12 protein-coding genes and 1 tRNA gene are annotated in these 18,889 nt (G+C 70.6%); 12 read left to right on the top strand and 1 reads right to left on the bottom strand.

What is annotated here, in order from left to right; genetic code table 11:
• The first annotated feature begins 16 nt into the window (after positions 1–16).
• The 8 genes from ABME02_RS05055 (at position 17) to pyk (ending at position 11,746) form a co-directional block, all read left to right on the top strand.
• Entirely contained in the window at positions 17–247 is a 231-nt protein-coding gene (locus tag ABME02_RS05055) for a DUF6704 family protein (RefSeq protein ID WP_155843226.1), read from the top strand.
• Positions 248–250: 3 nt separating this feature from the next.
• Complete coding sequence (trpC, locus tag ABME02_RS05050; protein WP_353814178.1) at positions 251–1,021, top strand: indole-3-glycerol phosphate synthase TrpC; 771 nt, start codon at positions 251–253, stop codon at positions 1,019–1,021.
• 1 nt (position 1,022) lies between these two features.
• Positions 1,023–2,228, top strand: coding sequence for a tryptophan synthase subunit beta (trpB, locus tag ABME02_RS05045; RefSeq protein ID WP_353814177.1), 1,206 nt, complete (start codon positions 1,023–1,025; stop codon positions 2,226–2,228).
• Entirely contained in the window at positions 2,225–3,010 is a 786-nt protein-coding gene (trpA, locus tag ABME02_RS05040; protein ID WP_353814176.1) for a tryptophan synthase subunit alpha, read from the top strand. The genes trpB and trpA overlap by 4 nt, the downstream gene beginning before the upstream one ends.
• A 62-nt stretch (positions 3,011–3,072) precedes the next feature.
• Positions 3,073–4,062 carry a prolipoprotein diacylglyceryl transferase gene (gene lgt, locus ABME02_RS05035; RefSeq protein WP_436408238.1) on the top strand — a complete coding sequence of 330 codons (990 nt, stop codon included), beginning with the start codon at positions 3,073–3,075 and terminating at the stop codon, positions 4,060–4,062.
• A 167-nt stretch (positions 4,063–4,229) separates the two neighbouring features.
• Positions 4,230–8,753 carry a glutamate synthase large subunit gene (gene gltB / locus ABME02_RS05030; RefSeq protein ID WP_353814402.1) on the top strand — a complete coding sequence of 1,508 codons (4,524 nt, stop codon included), beginning with the start codon at positions 4,230–4,232 and terminating at the stop codon, positions 8,751–8,753.
• 50 nt (positions 8,754–8,803) lie between these two features.
• Positions 8,804–10,261: a glutamate synthase subunit beta gene (locus tag ABME02_RS05025; protein WP_353814175.1), complete on the top strand. Its 1,458-nt coding sequence runs from the start codon at positions 8,804–8,806 to the stop codon at positions 10,259–10,261.
• 69 nt (positions 10,262–10,330) lie between these two features.
• Entirely contained in the window at positions 10,331–11,746 is a 1,416-nt protein-coding gene (gene pyk, locus ABME02_RS05020; RefSeq protein ID WP_353814174.1) for a pyruvate kinase, read from the top strand.
• 178 nt (positions 11,747–11,924) lie between these two features.
• Here the strand turns inward: pyk and ABME02_RS05015 are convergent.
• Positions 11,925–12,010, bottom strand: a tRNA-Leu gene (locus tag ABME02_RS05015).
• Positions 12,011–12,047: 37 nt separating this feature from the next.
• On the opposite strand from ABME02_RS05015, the gene ABME02_RS05010 reads away from it, so the two are divergent.
• The 4 genes from ABME02_RS05010 to rpsA all read left to right on the top strand — a co-directional run bounded on the left by ABME02_RS05010 (position 12,048) and on the right by rpsA (position 18,857).
• Positions 12,048–12,656, top strand: coding sequence for an ANTAR domain-containing response regulator (locus ABME02_RS05010; RefSeq protein ID WP_166548847.1), 609 nt, complete (start codon positions 12,048–12,050; stop codon positions 12,654–12,656).
• A gap of 136 nt (positions 12,657–12,792) precedes the next feature.
• Complete coding sequence (gene polA, locus ABME02_RS05005) at positions 12,793–15,480, top strand: DNA polymerase I (protein WP_324613534.1); 2,688 nt, start codon at positions 12,793–12,795, stop codon at positions 15,478–15,480.
• A 93-nt stretch (positions 15,481–15,573) separates the two neighbouring features.
• Positions 15,574–17,238: a DUF885 domain-containing protein gene (locus tag ABME02_RS05000; RefSeq protein WP_154347517.1), complete on the top strand. Its 1,665-nt coding sequence runs from the start codon at positions 15,574–15,576 to the stop codon at positions 17,236–17,238.
• A 170-nt stretch (positions 17,239–17,408) separates the two neighbouring features.
• Complete coding sequence (rpsA, locus tag ABME02_RS04995) at positions 17,409–18,857, top strand: 30S ribosomal protein S1 (protein WP_154347516.1); 1,449 nt, start codon at positions 17,409–17,411, stop codon at positions 18,855–18,857.
• The last annotated feature ends 32 nt before the right edge of the window (positions 18,858–18,889 follow it).

Genomic DNA, 18,889 nt, shown 5'->3' with positions numbered 1-18,889 from the left:
GCACAGAAGGAGCACCATGAGCACTGAGCACGTTGACCCCGGCCACGGACACTCGCCCGCGGCGTGGACGGCCGTGGTGATCATGCTCCTCGCCTTCACCATCGGCACGGTCGCCTTCTTCTTCGACGTGCAGTGGCTGGTGTGGGCGTCCGCGGCGCTCCTCGTCGTCGGCCTCGTGGTCGGGTGGGCCCTCGCCCGCGCGGGCTACGGCGTCGACGGCGACAAGGTCGCGCCCAAGGCGCACTGACGCGTGCTCGCCGAGCTCACCGCGAACGCCGTCGCCGACGCCGAAGCGCGTCGTGCCGACCGCCCGATGGCCGAGGTCGAGGCCGCGGCCCTCGCGCGCCCCGACGCCGTCGACGCCCTCGTCGCCCTGGCCCCGTCCGACCGCGTCAAGGTCATCGCCGAGATCAAGCGCTCGAGTCCGTCGCGCGGCTCGCTCGCCGCGATCGACGACCCAGCTGCGCTCGCCCGCACCTACGAACTCGGCGGCGCGAGCGCGATCAGCGTGCTCACCGAGGGGCGCAAGTTCGGCGGCTCGCTCGCCGACCTCGAGTCGGTGCGCGCGGCGGTCTCGCTCCCCATCCTCCGCAAGGACTTCATCGCGACGGCCTACCAGGTGTTCGAGGCGCGAGCCGCGGGCGCCGACATGGTGCTCCTCATCGTCGCCGCACTCGACGACGTGACCCTCGGCGAGCTCTACGGGCTCATCACCGAACTCGGCATGACGGCGCTCGTCGAGACCCACTCCGCCGAGGAGCTCGACCGCGCCGCGCGGATCGGCGCGAAGCTCATCGGCGTCAACGCCCGCGACCTCAGCACCTTCGAGCTGGACCGCGACCTGTTCGGCCGAATCGTCGACCGGTTCCCCGATGGGGCGATCAAGGTCGCCGAGTCGGCCGTGCTCTCGGCGGCGGATGTCGCGCACTACCGCGCGGCGGGCGCCGACGCGGTCCTCGTGGGCGAGGCGCTCGTCACGGGCGACCCCATCTCGAACCTCTCTGCATTCCTGGCGGTGTGACATGGCCCTGCGTGCCCAGACCGGTCCCTACTTCGGCGAGTTCGGCGGGCGCTTCGTGCCCGAGTCGCTCGTCGCGGCCCTCGACGAGCTCTCCGAGGCGTACGCGCTCGCGAAGCTCGACCCCGCGTTCGGCGAGGAGCTCGCCGACCTCGGTCGCAACTACACCGGTCGGCCGTCGATCATCACCGAGGTGCCGCGTTTCGCCGAGCACGCCGGCGGCGCCCGCATCATCCTCAAGCGCGAGGACCTGAACCACACCGGCTCGCACAAGATCAACAACGTGCTCGGCCAGGCGCTGCTGACCAAGCGGATCGGCAAGCGGCGCGTCATCGCCGAGACCGGGGCCGGCCAGCACGGCGTCGCGACGGCGACCGCGGCGGCGCTCTTCGGCCTCGACTGCACCATCTACATGGGCGAGGTCGACACCGAGCGCCAGGCGCTGAACGTCGCGCGCATGCGCCTGCTCGGCGCCGAGGTCGTCGCCGTGAAGACGGGCTCGCGCACCCTCAAGGACGCGATCAACGACGCGATGCGCGACTGGGTCACGAACGTCGAGACCACGAACTACATCTTCGGCACCGTGGCGGGCCCCCACCCGTTCCCCGAGATGGTGCGCGACTTCCAGAAGATCATCGGCGAGGAGGCGCGCCGGCAGGTGCTCGACCTGACCGGGTCGCTGCCGACCGCCGTCGCCGCGTGCGTCGGGGGCGGCTCCAACGCGATCGGGATCTTCCACGCGTTCCTCGACGACGCCGACGTGGCGCTCTACGGCTTCGAGGCCGGCGGCGAGGGCGTCGAGACGCCGCGTCACGCCGCGACCATCTCGAAGGGGCGACCGGGCGTGCTGCACGGCGCACGCAGCTTCCTCCTGCAGGACGAGGATGGCCAGACGATCGAGTCGCACTCGATCTCGGCCGGCCTCGACTACCCGGGCGTGGGCCCCGAGCACTCGTGGCTCGCGGCGCTCGGCCGCGCCACGTACCGCGCGGTGACGGATGACGCGGCCATGCAGGCGCTCCGCCTGCTGACGCGCACCGAGGGCATCATCCCCGCCATCGAGTCGGCGCACGCGCTCGCGGGCGCGATCGAGCTCGGCGCCGAGCTCGGCGAGGACGCCACGATCCTCGTGAACCTCTCGGGTCGCGGCGACAAGGACATGGACACGGCCGCCCGCTACTTCGGGCTCTACGACGGAGGCGAGCAGTGAGGAACGTCGGCACCGTCATCGCGCGCCGCAACGAGGAGGCCGCCGGCGCGCTGATCGGCTACCTCCCCGTGGGCTTCCCGACGCTCGACGAGAGCGTCGAGGCCGCGGTGGCGCTCGTCGAGAACGGCGTCGACGTCCTCGAGCTCGGCCTGCCGTACTCCGACCCCGTCATGGACGGCACGGTGATCCAGGCGGCCACGCAGCAGGCCCTGGCGAACGGCTTCCGGCTCGCGCACGGCTTCGAGGCGGTCCGCCGCGTCACCGAGCGCGTCGACGCCCCCGTGCTGCTCATGACCTACTGGAACCCCGTGGTCCAGTACGGCGTCGACCGGTTCGCCGACGACCTCGCCGCGGCCGGCGGAGCGGGCCTCATCACGCCCGATCTCATCCCCGACGAGGCCGAGGACTGGATCGCGGCCTCAGAGCGAACCGGGCTCGACCGCGTGTTCCTCGCCGCGCCGACCTCGACCGACGCCCGGCTCAGCCGCACGATCGACGCCAGCCGCGGGTTCGTCTACGCGGTCTCGACGATGGGCATCACGGGTGCGCGCAGCGATGTCGACCGCGCGGCCCGGACGCTCGTCGGGCGCCTCCGCGAGGCCGGATCGCCGGCCAGCTGCGTCGGCGTGGGCATCTCGACGGCCGCGCAGGTCACCGAGGTGCTCGAGTACGCGGAAGGGGCGATCGTCGGTTCGGCGCTCGTGAAGGCCCTCGCCGACGGCGGCGTCGAGGCGGCGGGCGCCCTCGCCGCGGAACTCGCGCGCGGCACCGTCCGACAGTGAAGTAGTCTCGACGGGGCCGCCGTCACGGCACCCCGCAGCATCGACGAAAGGCAGAGCCCGGCGTGATCGCACCGCTCAGCATCCCGAGCCCCGACGAGGCGTGGCGCACGCTGGAGATCCCGATCTTCGGACTGACGCTCAACATCCAGATGTACGCCCTGTGCATCCTCGCGGGCATCATCCTCGCGACGATCATCACCTCGCGCCGGCTCACCGCGCGCGGCGCCGAGCCCGGCATCGTGCTCGACGTCGTGCTCTGGGCGGTCCCGCTCGGCATCATCGGTGCACGGTTCTACCACGTGTTCACCCACCCCGACGACTACTTCGCCGGGCAGGAGTGGTGGAAGGTCTTCGCGATCTGGGAGGGCGGCAACGCCATCTACGGTTCGCTCATCGGCGGTGCGATCGGCGTCATCATCGCCTGCCGCCTCACCGGGCTCCGGTTCTGGTCGTTCGCCGACGCGCTCGCCCCCGGGCTGCTCGTCGCGCAGGCCGTGGGACGCCTCGGCAACTGGTTCAACCACGAGCTCTTCGGCTGGCCGACCGACCTCCCGTGGGGCCTCGAGATCGAGGCCGACAACGCGGCGTTCCCGGCCGGGCTGCCGGAGGGCACCCTGTTCCACCCGACCTTCCTCTACGAGATCGTGTGGAACCTGCTCGGCGTCGTCGTGCTGCTCGCGCTCGAGCGCGCGTTCCGCCTCCGCTGGGGCAAGATGTTCGGCGCCTACCTCATCTGGTACGGCGCGGGCCGGGCCGTCTTCGAGACGATCCGCGTCGACCCGAGCGAGATGTTCCTCGGCATCCGCTCGAACGTGTGGGCGTCGTTCGCGGCCATCGTGATCGGCATCGTGATCATCGTCGTCCAGAGCCGTCGTCACACCGGGATCGAGCCGAGCGTGTACCGCCCGGGGCGTGAATGGGTGCCGGCCGATGCTGAGGTAGACTCTGACGACACCGAGTCCGACACCGACTCTCTCGACGATGGCGTCGAGGGCGAGAACGCACACGGCGAGCCGGCTGCCACAAGCTCGAGCCGCTCGGCCACCGAATAGGGGGCCACGCCGAAACCGCGTTCCCCATCGCTGCGCCGCACCTCGCGCCGCGACTCCTCCATCGTGGGCCGACGACGTCCCCGTTGCCACCGAGATACCGAGGACGGTCCAACGTGTCGCTTCCCCCTCCCCACGCCAGGTTCGGTCTGACCCCGCCCGCACAGGGCATGTACGACCCCGCCGCCGAGAAGGACGCCTGCGGGCTCGCGATGGTCGCGACCCTGCGCGGCACCGCCGGGCACGACATCATCACCGCGGCGCTCGACGCACTGCGCAACCTCGAGCACCGGGGCGCGGTCGGCTCGGACGCGGGAACGGGCGACGGCGCCGGCATCATCACCCAGGTGCCCGACGCGTTCCTGCGCGAGGTCGTGGACTTCCCGCTCCCCGAGGCAGGCGCTTACGCGGTCGGCAACGCGTTCCTGCCCGTCGACCCCACGGCGCGGAGCCAGGTCAAGCAGCAGCTGCGACGCATCGCCGCGTCCGAGGGCCTCGAGGTCATCGGATGGCGCGAGGTCCCCGTCCGTCCGGACGAGCTCGGCACGCTGGCGCGCGCAGCGATGCCGGTCGTCCAGCAGCTCTACGTGCGGAGCTCGGCCACGACCTCCGAGGGCGCGCACATCACGGGCATCGCGCTCGACCGGCTGACGTTCCGCCTCCGCAAGCGCGCGGAGCGCGAGCTCGAGCTGTACTTCGCGTCGCTGTCCAGCCGCACGCTGGTCTACAAGGGCATGGTCACGACCCTGCAGCTCGAGCCGTTCTACCCCGACCTCTCCGACGAGCGGTTCGCCTCGAAGCTCGCTCTCGTGCACTCGCGGTACTCGACGAACACGTTCCCGTCGTGGCCGCTCGCGCAGCCGTTCCGGATGATCGCGCACAACGGCGAGATCAACACCATCCAGGGCAACCGCAACTGGATGCGCGCGCGCCAGTCGCAGCTCGAGTCCGAGGCGCTCGGCGACCTCGCCCCGATCATGCCGATCGTCACGCCCGGCGCGAGCGACTCGGCCTCGTTCGACGAGGTCGTGGAGCTGCTGACACTCGCCGGCCGCAGCCTCCCGCACGCGGTCATGATGATGGTGCCCGAGGCGTGGGAGAAGCAGACGGAGATCGACCCGGCGCGCCGAGCGTTCTACGACTACCACTCGATGCTCATGGAGCCGTGGGACGGACCCGCGGCGATCGTCTTCACCGACGGCACGCTGGTCGGCGCGACGCTCGACCGGAACGGGCTGCGCCCTGGCCGGTACCTCGTGACCGACGACGGGCTCGTCGTCCTCGCGAGCGAGATCGGCGTGATCGACCTCCCGCAGCGACGCGTCGTCCGCAAGGGCCGCCTGCAGCCGGGTCGCATGTTCCTCGTCGACACGGAGGCGGGCCGCCTCATCGAGGACGACGAGATCAAGGCCGAGCTCGCGGCATCCGCGCCCTGGCAGGAGTGGCTCGACGAGGGCCGCATCCGCCTCGCGGACCTCCCCGAGCGCGAGCACATCGTGCACCCGCCCGCCTCCGTCAATCGCCGGCAGCGCACGTTCGGGTACACCGAGGAGGAGGTCAAGGTCCTCCTCGCCCCGATGGCGAAGGCCGGCCAGGAGCCGATCGGCGCCATGGGGTCCGACACGCCGATCGCGGTGCTGTCGCAGCGTCCGCGCCTGCTGTTCGACTACTTCACCCAGCAGTTCGCGCAGGTGACGAACCCGCCGCTCGACTCGATCCGCGAGCAGGTCGTCACCTCGCTGTCGACCTCGCTCGGCCCGGAGCGCAACCTGCTCGACGCGGGCGCCGAGCACGCCCGCCAGGTGTCGCTCGACTTCCCCGTCATCGACAACGATCAGCTCGCCAAGATCGTGCACATGACCGCGCCCTCTGGCGCGCGCTCCTCGCGCACGCTCCGCGGCCTCTACCGCGTCGACGAGGGTGCCGCCGGCCTCCGCGAGCGGATCGAGGAACTCTGCCGCGAGGTCGACGAGGCCATCGAGGAGGGCGCGTCGTTCATCGTCCTGAGCGACCGCGACACGACGAAGGACCTCGCGCCGATCCCGTCGCTGCTCATGCTCTCGGCGGTCCATCACCACCTGATCCGCTCCGAGACGCGGATGAAGGTCGGCCTCGTGGTCGAGGCGGGCGACGTGCGCGAGGTGCACCACGTCGCGCTCCTCGTCGGCTACGGTGCCTCGGCCGTGAACCCGTACCTCGCGATGGAGACGTGCGAGGAACTGGTCCGCTCGGGCGTGCTCACGGGCATCACCCCCGAGCAGGCGGTGCGCAACGTGATCACGGCCCTCGGCAAGGGCGTGCTGAAGATCATGTCGAAGATGGGCATCTCGACCATCGCGTCGTACGCCGGAGCCCAGGCCTTCGAGGCCGTCGGACTCTCGCAGGAGTTCATCGACGAGTACTTCACGGGCACGACCTCGAAGCTCGGCGGCGTCGGCATCGACGTGGTCGCCGACGAGAACCGGTCGCGCCACGCCGTGGCCTACCCGTCGGATGTCGCGGTGCGGGCGCACGAGCGGCTGCAGACCGGCGGCGAGTACCAGTGGCGCCGCGACGGCTCGCCCCACCTCTTCAACCCCGAGACGGTCTTCCGCCTCCAGCACTCGACCCGGAACCGCCGCTACGACGTGTTCCGCGAGTACACCGACATGGTCGACACGCAGGCCGAGCAGCTCATGACGCTCCGCGGCATGTTCGCCCTCCGGACCGGGGCGCGCCCGGCCGTGCCGATCGACGAGGTCGAGCCGGTCGAGTCGATCGTCAAGCGCTTCTCGACGGGGGCGATGAGCTACGGCTCGATCTCCAAGGAGGCGCACGAGACGCTCGCGATCGCGATGAACCGGCTCGGCGCGAAGTCGAACACCGGTGAGGGCGGCGAGGACCTCGACCGCCTGCTCGACCCGGAGCGTCGCAGCGCGATCAAGCAGGTGGCGTCGGGCCGATTCGGCGTGACGAGCATGTACCTCACGCACGCCGACGACATCCAGATCAAGCTCGCGCAGGGCGCGAAGCCCGGCGAGGGCGGGCAGCTGCCGCCGACGAAGGTGTACCCGTGGGTCGCGCGCACTCGGCACGCGACGGCGGGCGTCGGCCTCATCTCGCCGCCTCCGCACCACGACATCTACTCGATCGAGGACCTGAAGCAGCTGATCTTCGACCTGAAGCGCGCCAACCCCGGTGCGCGCGTGCACGTCAAGCTCGTGAGCCAGTCGGGCATCGGCGCGGTCGCCGCCGGCACCGCGAAGGCCCTCGCCGACGTCATCCTGGTCTCCGGCCACGACGGCGGCACGGGCGCGAGCCCGCTCAACTCGCTGAAGCACGCGGGCACGCCGTGGGAGCTCGGCCTCGCCGAGACGCAGCAGACGCTCATGCTGAACGGCATGCGCGACCGCGTGGTCGTGCAGGTCGACGGGCAGCTCAAGACCGGGCGCGACGTCGTGATCGGCGCGCTGCTCGGCGCGGAGGAGTTCGGCTTCGCGACCGCCCCGCTCGTCGTCGAGGGCTGCGTCATGATGCGCGTCTGCCACCTCGACACGTGCCCCGTCGGCGTCGCGACCCAGAACCCCGAACTCCGCAAGCGCTTCACGGGCAAGCCCGAGTTCGTCGTGAACTTCTTCGAGTTCATCGCGCAGGAGGTGCGCGAGTACCTGGCCGAGCTCGGCTACCGCTCGCTCGACGAGATCATCGGTCGCCGCGAGCTCCTCGACGTCGAGCGCGCGGTCCGCCACTGGAAGGCGTCGGGCCTCGACCTCACGCCGGTGCTCGTCGGTCCCGACTTCTCCGACTCGGAGCCGCGGCGCAACGGGCGCGCACAGGACCACGAGCTCGACGAGCACTTCGACAACGAGCTCATCCGCCGGAGCGCGCTCGTGCTGGAGCAGGGCGGACGGGTCGAGATCGAACTGCCGGTCCGCAACACCGCGCGCGCCGTCGGCACCATGCTCGGTCACGAGGTCACGGTCCGCCACGGAGCCCAGGGCCTGCCCGAGGGCTCGATCGACGTGACCCTGACGGGCAGTGCCGGGCAGTCGTTCGGCGCGTTCCTCCCCGGCGGCATCCGCCTGCGGCTCGAGGGCGACTCGAACGACTACGTCGGCAAGGGCCTCTCGGGCGGCCAGATCATCGTGCGCCCGTCGCGCGAGGCCGGCTTCGTCGCCGAGCGCAACGTCATCGCCGGGAACGTGATCGGCTACGGCGCGACGCAGGGCAGCATGTTCATCCGCGGCATCGTGGGCGAGCGGTTCCTCGTCCGCAACTCGGGTGCGACGGCCGTCGTCGAGGGCGTGGGCGACCACGCGCTCGAGTACATGACGGGCGGGCTGGCGCTGATCCTCGGACCAACCGGCCGCAACCTCGGCGCCGGAATGTCGGGCGGCACGGCCTACGTGCTCGACCTCGCCGAGGCCAAGGTCAACCGCGAGTCGCTCTCGAGCGGCGAGCTGGAGCTCCACGGGCTCGGCAGCGCCGACCACGAGATCCTCCGCGACCTGCTGGAGCAGCACCTGGAGCACACGGACTCGGCGGTCGCCGCGACCCTCCTCGCGGAGGGCGACGCCGCGTTCGACCGCTTCACGAAGGTGCTCCCGCGCGACTACGCCGCGGTCCTCCGCACGCGCCAGAGCGCCGTCGACGAGGGTCTCGACCCCGACGGCGACGTCGTGTGGAGCCGCATCCTGGAGGTGACCGGTGGCTGAGCGCAGGGCGCCCGGCCGTACGGTTCCGATCGACTGCATGGAGGTGACGGGTGGCTGACCCGAAGGGTTTTCTGAAGACCACGGAGCGGGAGCTGCCCAAGCGTCGCCCCGTCCCGGTGCGCATCATGGACTGGAAAGAGGTCTACGAGCAGGGCGACTCGGCCCAGCTCCGACGCCAGGCCGGTCGCTGCATGGACTGCGGCATCCCGTTCTGCCACCAGGGGTGCCCGCTCGGCAACCTGATCCCCGAGTGGAACGACCTGATGTGGCGCGGCGAGGGCCGTGCCGCGATCGAGCGGCTGCACGCGACGAACAACTTCCCCGAGTTCACGGGTCGGCTCTGTCCCGCGCCGTGCGAGTCGGCGTGCGTGCTCGGAATCAACCAGCCGGCCGTCACGATCAAGCAGGTCGAGGTCTCGATCATCGACCAGGCATTCGGCAGCGGATGGGTCCAGCCGCAGCCGCCCGGACGCCTCACCGGCAAGACCGTGGCGGTCGTCGGCTCCGGCCCGGCCGGACTCGCGGCCGCCCAGCAGCTCACGCGCGCCGGCCACACGGTCGCGGTGTACGAGCGGGACGACCGCATCGGGGGCCTCCTGCGCTACGGCATCCCCGACTTCAAGATGGAGAAGAAGCACCTCGAGCAGCGCCTCGCGCAGATGACCGCCGAGGGCACGCGCTTCCGCGCCGGCGTCGAGATCGGCGTCGACCTGTCGTGGGACGAGCTCCGCCGACGCTACGACGCCGTCGTGGTCGCAACCGGCGCCCTGGTGCCGCGCGACCTGCCGATCCCCGGCCGCGACCTGCCGGGCGTGCACTTCGCCATGGAGTACCTCACGCAGTCCAACCGCGTGGTCGCCGGCGACGACGTGTTCGACCAGATCAGCGCGGAGGGCAAGCACGTCGTGGTCCTCGGCGGCGGTGACACCGGCGCCGACTGCATCGGCACCGCCCACCGCCAGGGCGCGCTGTCGGTCACGAACCTCGCCATCGGCAAGCAGCCGAGCACGACCCGCTCCGCGGAGCAGCCGTGGCCGATGCACCCGAACGTGTTCGAGGTGCAGAGCGCCCACGAGGAGGGCGGGCAGCGCCAGTACCTCGCCTCGACCGTCGAGTTCCTCGCGAACGACGTCGGCGAGGTCCGCGCGATCCGCGTCGCGGAGACCGAGTACCTTGACGGCCGCCGCGTGCCGAAGGCGGGCACGGAGCGCGAGATCCCCGCGGACCTCGTCCTGCTCGCGCTCGGCTTCACGGGCCCCGAGACCGAGACCGCGGCCGACCAGCTCGGCCTGCGCTCCACGGAGCGCGGCAACTTCGCGCGGGAGGCGGACTACGCGACCGAGGAGCCCGGCGTCTTCATCGCCGGCGACGCGGGCCGCGGGCAGTCGCTGATCGTCTGGGCCATCGCCGAGGGCCGGGCTGCGGCGGCATCCGTCGACCGGTACCTTGAAGGTGAGACGCAGCTGCCGAGCCCCATCCCCGCGACGGCGCGAGCCTTCGCCGTGTGACCCGGCGCCGCCGGCGCCTGCAGACCCCGATCCAGCGCTTCGGCGCGCAACCCCTGGAGCACACACCACATGAGAAGAGCGAAGGTGGTCGCCACCCTCGGTCCGGCGACATCGAGCTACGAGCAGATCCGCGCGATCATCGATGCCGGCGTCGACGTGGCCCGAATGAACCTCAGCCACGGCAGCTACGACGTGCACGAGGGCGTCTACCAGAACGTGCGGAAGGCGGCGAACGACTCCGGTCGTGCGGTCGCCGTGCTCGTCGACCTGCAGGGGCCGAAGATCCGCCTCGGGAAGTTCGCCGACGGCCCCCATGAGCTCGCCGAGGGCGACATCTTCAAGATCACGACGGAGGACATCGCCGGGACGAAGGAGATCGTCGGCACGACGTTCAAGGGCCTGCCCCAGGACGTCGAACCGGGCGACCACCTCCTCATCGACGACGGCAAGGTCCGCGTCGAGGTGCTCGAGACCGACGGCACCGTCGTGACGACCAGGGTCGTCGTCGCCGGACCGGTGTCGAACAACAAGGGCATCAACCTTCCGGGCGTCGCGGTGAACGTCCCCGCGCTCTCCGAGAAGGACGAGGCCGACCTGCGCTGGGCGCTCAAGCTCGGAGCCGACCTCATCGCGCTCTCGTTCGTGCGCAACGCGGCCGACATCGACCGGGTGCACCAGATCATGTCCGAGGAGGGCCGCCGCCTCCCCGTCATCGCGAAGATCGAGAAGCCGCAGGCGGTCGATGCGCTCGAGGAGATCATCGAGGCGTTCGACGCGATCATGGTCGCCCGCGGCGACCTGGGCGTCGAGCTGCCGCTCGAGGCGGTGCCCATCGTTCAGAAGCGAGCGGTCGAGATCGCCCGGCGCCTGGCCAAGCCCGTCATCGTGGCGACGCAGATGCTCGAGTCGATGACCCACTCGCCGGTGCCGACGCGCGCCGAGACCTCGGATGTCGCGAACGCCATCCTCGACGGCGCGGACGCGGTCATGCTCTCGGGCGAGACGAGTGTCGGCGAGTACCCGGTGCAGACGGTGAAGACGATGTGCCGCATCGTCGAGTCGACCGAGCGGCACGGGCTCGACCGCATCGCGCCGCTCGGCACCAAGCCCCGCACGCAGTCCGGCGCGATCACGCTGGCCGCGGTGGAGGTCGCCGACTTCGTCGAGGCGAAGTACCTCTGCGTCTTCACCGAGACCGGCGAGTCGGTGCGCCGCATGGCGCGGATCCGTTCGAAGATCCCGATCCTCGCCTTCACTCCCGACCCCGCGATCCGGCGCCGCATGGCGCTCTACTGGGGCGTCGAGTCCTACGTCGTCGAGCGCGTCACCCACACCGACCAGATGGTCGGCCAGGTCGACGACGTGCTCGAGAAGACGGGCAAGGCCACGACGGGGGAGAAGGTCGTCATCATCTCCGGGTCGCCTCCCGGAATCCCCGGCACCACCAACGACGTGCGCGTGCACATCGTCGGCGAGGTGCTCTGACCCACGGTCCGTCCGACGGCCCGGTCGCACGAAGCGGCCGGGCCGTCGGCGTTCGCCGACGGCGTCGCGCGGCCGATCCGCGGCTTCGCCGCGCGCGGCATCCGCGTCTGCGTCATGCGCGCGATCCGCGCCTGCGTCATGCGCCGCTTCCGTGCGACGTGCACCGCATCCGATCGAGTGGTGCCGGTGGTGGGGGTCGAACCCACACGCCCTCACGGGCAAAGCATTTTGAGTGCTCCGCGTCTGCCATTCCGCCACACCGGCCTCAGGGCCCCGGCCAGAATACCGTAGGCTCTTCAGCGTGACAGACACCGAAGACACCCAGCCGGCTCCGCGCCGCGTCGTCGTCGCGGAGGACGAGTCGCTCATCCGCCTCGACATCGTCGAGATCCTGCGCGACCACGGCTACGAGGTGGTCGGCGAGGCCGGCGACGGCGAGACCGCGGTCCAGCTCGCGACCGAGCTGCGGCCCGACCTGGTCATCATGGACGTGAAGATGCCCCAGCTCGACGGCATCTCGGCGGCGGAGCGACTCTCGAAGGGCCACATCGCCCCGGTCGTGCTGCTGACGGCGTTCAGCCAGAAGGAGCTCGTCGAGCGCGCGAGCGAGGCGGGCGCCCTGGCGTACGTCGTCAAGCCGTTCACCCCCAACGACCTGCTGCCCGCGATCGAGATCGCGCTCGCCCGCCACGCGCAGATCATCGCGCTCGAGGCCGAGGTCGGCGACCTCGTCGAGCGCTTCGAGACGCGCAAGCTCGTCGACCGCGCGAAGGGCCTGCTGAACGAGAAGATGGGGCTCACCGAGCCCGAGGCGTTCCGCTGGATCCAGAAGGCCTCGATGGACCGACGCCTCACCATGAAGGACGTCTCTCAGGCGATCATCGAGCAGCTCGCGCCCAAGAAGTCCTGAACCGACCAGCCCGGGCGACCGACCCGGTGACGGATGCCGCGACGACTCGTTCGTCGCGGCATCCGTCGTCTCCGCGGGGCTCGGCGGCGGCTGCGCCCCGTCCGGTCGTGTCGGTGCCCGCTTGTAGTCTTGTCGGGTGCCCGACCCCACCCCCGTGAAGCCCACCCTGCTCGTCGTCGACGGCCACTCGCTGGCCTACCGTGCGTTCTACGCGCTGCCGGTCGACAGCTTCAGCACCCGCGACGGGCAGCACACGAACGCCATCCACGGCTTCCTGTCGATGCTGCTCATGCTGCTGCGCAACGAGCGGCCGACGCACCTGGCGGTCGCCTTCGACACCTCGAGGCAGTCCTTCCGCACCCGCGAGTACACCGAGTACAAGGCGAACCGCAGCGAGACGCCGCAGGAGTTCAAGGGCCAGATCGGCCTCCTGAAGGAGGCGCTGCGCGCCATGCGCATCACGGTGCTCGAGAAGGAGGACTACGAGGCCGACGACATCCTCGCCACGCTGGCCACGCGCGGCGCTGCCGAGGGGTTCGACGTGCTCGTCGTCTCGGGCGACCGCGACACGATCCAGCTCGTCGACGACGACGTGACCCTCCTGTACCCGAACGTGCAGGGCGTGTCGCAGTTGAAGCGCTACGACGCCGAGGCGGTCGTCGAGCGGTACGGCGTGCGGCCCGAGCAGTACCCCGAAGTCGCGGCGCTCGTGGGCGAGACCAGTGACAACCTTCCCGGCATCACCAAGGTCGGCGAGAAGACCGCGGTCAAGTGGCTGGGCCTCTACGGCAGCCTCGACGGCATCCTCGAGCACATCGACGAGATCAAGGGCGTGGTCGGCGACAACCTGCGGCGGGAACGCGAGAACGCGATCCGCAATCGACGCCTCAATCGCCTGGTCCGCGACCTCGAACTCGACGTCGAGATCCCCGACCTCGTGGCCCGGCCGATGGACGAGGCGGCCGTCCGCGAGCTGTTCGACCGGCTCGAGTTCAAGACCCTGCTCGATCGCGTGACCAAGATGGCGGCCGAGTCGAACGGGCTGACGGCCGACGGCACCGCCGCCCTGTCCGCGGAGGCGGAGCCCGCGGCGGTGACGCCCGTTCCGCAGGCGCTCCGGGGTGACGAGCTCGCCGCCTGGCTCGCGCGGTCGACCGCAGCCGAGCCGGCCGGGCTCGGGCTCAGCCTCGAGGTGCTCGACGGCCGGGTGATCGGCGCGGGCATCGCGAGCACGACCGAGAGCGTGCGCCTCGACTGGGCCGCGGGCGAGCCCGACCTGGCTCCGTTCGAGGAGTGGCTCGCGGGTGACGCGCCGAAGGTCATGACCGACGCCAAGCCGCAGCTCAAGGCGCTGCGCCGCTCGGGCCTCGGGTTCGGCGGGCTGGTCGTCGACACGCTGATCGCCGGGTGGCTCGTGCGTCCGAGCCTGGCCGAGAAGGACCTCGTGGACCTCGTGTCCCGCTACCTCGGCGAGACCGTCCCCATGGCCGACCCGTCGCAGTTGGTGCCCGACGCCGAGAGCACCGCCGGCGCGCCGGAGTTCGCCTGGTACTCGCTGCGGGTCGCGCCGCACGTGCTCGCGGCGCTCTCCGAGGGGTCGCGACGCGTCCTCGCCGACATCGAGATCCCGATCGTCGGCGTGCTCGCCGAGATGGAGCTCCGCGGGGTCACCGTCGAGCATGCGAAGCTCGCGGAGCTCTCCGCCCAGCTCGGGGAGCGGGCGGCAGCGCTCGCGCGGTCGGCGTACGACGAGATCGGCCGCGAGGTGAACCTCGGCTCGCCGAAGCAGCTCCAGGAGGTGCTGTTCGACCAGCTCGGCATGCCGAAGACCCGCGCCACCAAGACGGGCTACTCGACCGACGCGGGGGCGCTCGCCGACCTCCAGGAGACGAACCCGCACCCGTTCCTCGGGCTTCTGCTCGAACACCGCGACGCGACGAAGCTGCGGCAGATCGTCGAGACGCTCGACAAGTCGATCCAGTCCGACGGCCGCGTCCACACCAGCTATGTGCAGGTGGGCACCACGACGGGCCGCATCTCGTCGACCGATCCCAACCTCCAGAACATCCCGGTCCGCACCGAGGAGGGCCGACGCATCCGCGCCGCCTTCACCCACGGCCCCGAGTACGTCGAACTGCTGACCGCCGACTACTCGCAGATCGAGATGCGGATCATGGCGCACCTGTCGCAGGACCCGGGCCTCATCGAGGCGTTCCACTCCGGAGAGGACCTGCACCGCTTCGTGGGTGCTCGGATCTTCGACGTCGATCCGGCCGACGTCACGCCGCTCATGCGGACCAAGGTGAAGGCCATGTCGTACGGCCTCGCCTACGGACTCAGCGCGTTCGGCCTCTCGAAGCAGCTGCGCATCGACCGCGCCGAGGCGACCCAGCTCATGAAGGACTACTTCGAGCGGTTCGGCGCGGTCCGCGACTACCTGCGCGGTGTCGTCGCGCAGGCGAAGCTCGACGGCTACACCGAGACGATCTTCGGGCGACGCCGTCCGTTCCCCGACCTCAACAGCCCGAACCGCGTGCTTCGTGAGAACGCCGAGCGTGCGGCGCTGAACGCCCCGATCCAGGGCTCGGCCGCGGACATCATGAAGTTCGCCATGATCGGCGTCGAGGGTGAGCTGCGCGCGCGCGACCTGCGCTCGCGAATGCTCATGCAGGTGCACGACGAGCTCATCTTCGAGGTGGCCGAGGGTGAGGGCGACCAGCTCGAGGCCCTCGTGCACGACCGGATGTCGCATGCGGCGGACCTCCTCGTGCCGCTCGACGTGCAGGTCGGTCGAGGTCGCGACTGGGAGGACGCGGCGCACTGACCACACTGCGTTCGACGATCGTCGCGAGCGCCCGGATGCGAGGCCGGCTCACGGCTTCGCGGCCCCGGCGTCCGCTCGTCTAGGCTCGCGGTCATGGTCACCGCAGTCCGTACCCCCACCGCCGTCGATCGCATCGCCGAGGAGTGGGTCGACACGATCGTCGACCTGAACCCCACGGTCGGCACGTACCTCGGCCGCACCGACCAGGACCACAGGCTCCCCGACTTCTCACCGGAGGGGCACGAGTCCCGCATCGAGGCCGTGCGGACCGCACGGGCCGCACTGGAGTCGGCATCGGTCGCCGACGACGTCGACCGGATCACCGTCGCCGACCTCGGCGCCGAGCTCGGACTCGATCTCGAAGCGGATGCCGCCGCCCTGCACTTGCGCGACCTCAACGTCATCGCGAGCCCCGCCCAGGAGATCCGCGAGGTCTTCGACCTCATGCCTCGCGCCGCGGAGGCGGACTGGGCCCGGATCGCGTCGAGGCTGTCGGCGGTCCCGGGCGCGATCGACGGGTACGTCGAGACGCTGCGCCTCGGGATCGAGCGCGGCGTCGTTCCGGCCGTCCGTCAGGTCCGCGAGGTCGCGGTGCAGGCACGCCGGCACGCACGGGCCGACGGGTTCTTCAGCACGTTCGCCGGCGGGGCGGGCGACGCGGCGGGGGAGTCGGTGCGGCGCGACCTCGAGGCCGGAGCCGCGGCCGCGGCATCCGCCTACGATCGCCTGGCCGAGTTCCTGGAGGGCGAACTCGCCCCGAAGGCGGGCATGGACGACGCCGTCGGCCGGGAGATCTACGCGCTCCGCTCGCGCCACTTCCTCGGTGCGGTCGTCGACCTCGACGAGACGTACGAGTGGGGCATCGAGGAACTCGCGCGCATGGTCGCGGAGCAGGAGGCGGTCGCGAAGGAGATCCTGCCCGGGGCGAGCGTCGAGGAGGCCGTCGCGCACCTCGAAGCGGATCCGGCGCGCAAGCTGGTCGGCACCGCGGCGCTGCAGCGGTGGATGCAGGAGACGAGCGACCGCGCCGTCGCAGAGCTCGGGGCCACCCAGTTCGACATCCCGGAGGAGATCCGCACGCTCGAGTGCCTCATCGCGCCCACGCAGGAGGGCGGCATCTACTACACCGGGCCGAGCGACGACTTCACGCGTCCCGGCCGGATGTGGTGGTCGGTCCCGGAGGGTGTCACGGAGTTCGACACCTGGCGCGAGAAGACCACGGTCTACCACGAGGGCGTCCCGGGTCACCACCTGCAGATCGGCCAGGCCGTCGTGAATCGCGGGGCGCTGAACACCTGGCGGAGGCAGCTCGCGGGCACGTCGGGTCACGCGGAGGGGTGGGCGCTCTACGCGGAGCGGCTCATGCAGGACCTCGGCTACCTCGACGATCCGGCGGACCGGCTCGGCATGCTCGACGGGCAGCGCATGCGCGCCGCGCGCGTCGTGCTCGACATCGGGGTGCACCTCGGAAAGCAGCGTCCCGACGGCGCAGGGCCATGGACGGGGGAGTACGCATTCGACTTCATGGGCAGGAACGTCAACATGCCCCCGGAGTTCGTGCGCTTCGAGGTGCACCGCTACCTCGGCTGGCCCGGACAGGCGCCGTCGTACAAGGTCGGGCAGCGCATCTGGGAGGGGCTGCGCGACGACGTGCGCCGGCGAGAGGGGGCGGCCTTCGACGTCCGTGCGTTCCACCGGCGGGCGCTGTCGCTCGGCGGCGTCGGCCTCGACACGTTGCGGGGCGCGCTGGCGGCCTGAGGGCCTGAGCGGGTGTGCAGCGACACGCCCGGGTTGCCGCATGGCGTCGCGCGCGGCTAGGATGGAGTGTCACTCGTGTGACAATCCTGTCCGCCTGCCCGTCGCGGACCACCAAAGACAACGCTCTTCCCGCGTCGGGCCCGATATTGTCCATTCGGAGCATCCACTACATGACAACCGCAACGACCAAGGCGCCCAAGCAGGTCGCGATCAACGACATCGGATCTGCTGACGATTTCCTCGCCGCGGTCGAGAAGACGCTCAAGTTCTTCAACGACGGCGACCTCATCGAGGGCACCGTCGTGAAGATCGACCGCGACGAGGTCCTCCTCGACGTCGGCTACAAGACCGAGGGTGTGATCCCCTCACGCGAACTTTCCATCAAGCACGACGTCGACCCCAGCGAGGTCGTCGAGGTCGGCGACTCCGTCGAGGCCCTCGTTCTCCAGAAGGAGGACAAGGAAGGCCGTCTGATCCTGTCGAAGAAGCGCGCGCAGTACGAGCGAGCCTGGGGCGACGTGGAGAAGATCAAGGAAGACGACGGCGTCGTCACCGGCTCGGTCATCGAGGTCGTCAAGGGCGGCCTCATCGTCGACATCGGCCTCCGCGGCTTCCTCCCGGCCTCGCTCATCGAGCTGCGCCGCGTCCGCGACCTCACGCCGTACCTCGGCCAGGAGATCGAGGCGAAGATCCTCGAGCTCGACAAGAACCGCAACAACGTGGTCCTGTCGCGTCGCGCCCTCCTCGAGCAGACCCAGTCGGAGTCGCGCTCGACCTTCCTGCAGAACCTCCACCCGGGACAGATCCGCAAGGGTGTCATCTCGTCGATCGTCAACTTCGGTGCGTTCGTCGACCTCGGTGGCGTCGACGGTCTCGTCCACGTCTCGGAGCTCTCGTGGAAGCACATCGAGCACGCGTCCGAGGTCGTCGAGGTCGGCCAGGAGGTCACCGTCGAGGTGCTCTCCGTCGAACTCGACCGCGAGCGCGTCTCGCTCTCGCTCAAGGCGACCCAGGAGGACCCGTGGCAGGTCTTCGCGCGCACGCACGCGATCGGCCAGGTCACCCCGGGCAAGGTCACGAAGCTGGTCCCGTTCGGCGCGTTCGTCCGCGTCGCGGACGGCATCGAGGGCCTCGTGCACATCTCGGAGCTGTCGGGCCGTCACGTCGAGCTCGCCGAGCAGGTCGTGTCGGTCGGCGAAGAGGTCTTCGTGAAGGTCATCGACATCGACCTCGAGCGTCGCCGCATCTCGCTGTCGCTCAAGCAGGCCAACGATGGGGTCGACCCCGAGGGCACCGAGTTCGACCCGGCGCTCTACGGCATGCTCACCGAGTACGACGAGCAGGGCAACTACAAGTACCCCGAGGGCTTCGACCCCGAGACCAACGAGTGGCGCGAGGGCTTCGAGGCCCAGCGCGAGAAGTGGGAGCAGGAGTACGCTGCCGCCCAGGCTCGCTGGGAGGCGCACAAGAAGCAGGTCGCGGCCTCGCTCGCGGCGCAGGCTTCGGACGACTCGTTCTCGTCGGGCGCTTCGTCGTTCTCGAGCGACTCGGCCGGCGCGGGCACCCTCGCCGACGACGCCTCGCTGGCGGCGCTGCGCGAGAAGCTCTCGAGCAACTAGTCGCTTCGCGCAGCCTCGCTGCTCGAACGTCA

Origin of the sequence: Agromyces zhanjiangensis, assembly GCF_040496055.1 — a bacterium.
GTDB lineage: Bacteria > Actinomycetota > Actinomycetes > Actinomycetales > Microbacteriaceae > Agromyces > Agromyces zhanjiangensis.
Note: the sequence above shows the minus strand (reverse complement) of the source record. Positions and strands in the feature narration are given on the sequence as shown.

What these genes read in the sequence shown, in the direction of transcription:
- ABME02_RS05055 (WP_155843226.1), top strand. Translation starts at nt 17, where the DNA reads ATGAGCACTGAGCACGTTGACCCCGGCCACGGACACTCGCCCGCGGCG.
- trpB (WP_353814177.1), top strand. Translation starts at nt 1,023, where the DNA reads ATGGCCCTGCGTGCCCAGACCGGTCCCTACTTCGGCGAGTTCGGCGGG.
- gltB (WP_353814402.1), top strand. Translation starts at nt 4,230, where the DNA reads ATGTACGACCCCGCCGCCGAGAAGGACGCCTGCGGGCTCGCGATGGTC.
- pyk (WP_353814174.1), top strand. Translation starts at nt 10,331, where the DNA reads ATGAGAAGAGCGAAGGTGGTCGCCACCCTCGGTCCGGCGACATCGAGC.
- ABME02_RS05000 (WP_154347517.1), top strand. Translation starts at nt 15,574, where the DNA reads ATGGTCACCGCAGTCCGTACCCCCACCGCCGTCGATCGCATCGCCGAG.
- rpsA (WP_154347516.1), top strand. Translation starts at nt 17,409, where the DNA reads ATGACAACCGCAACGACCAAGGCGCCCAAGCAGGTCGCGATCAACGAC.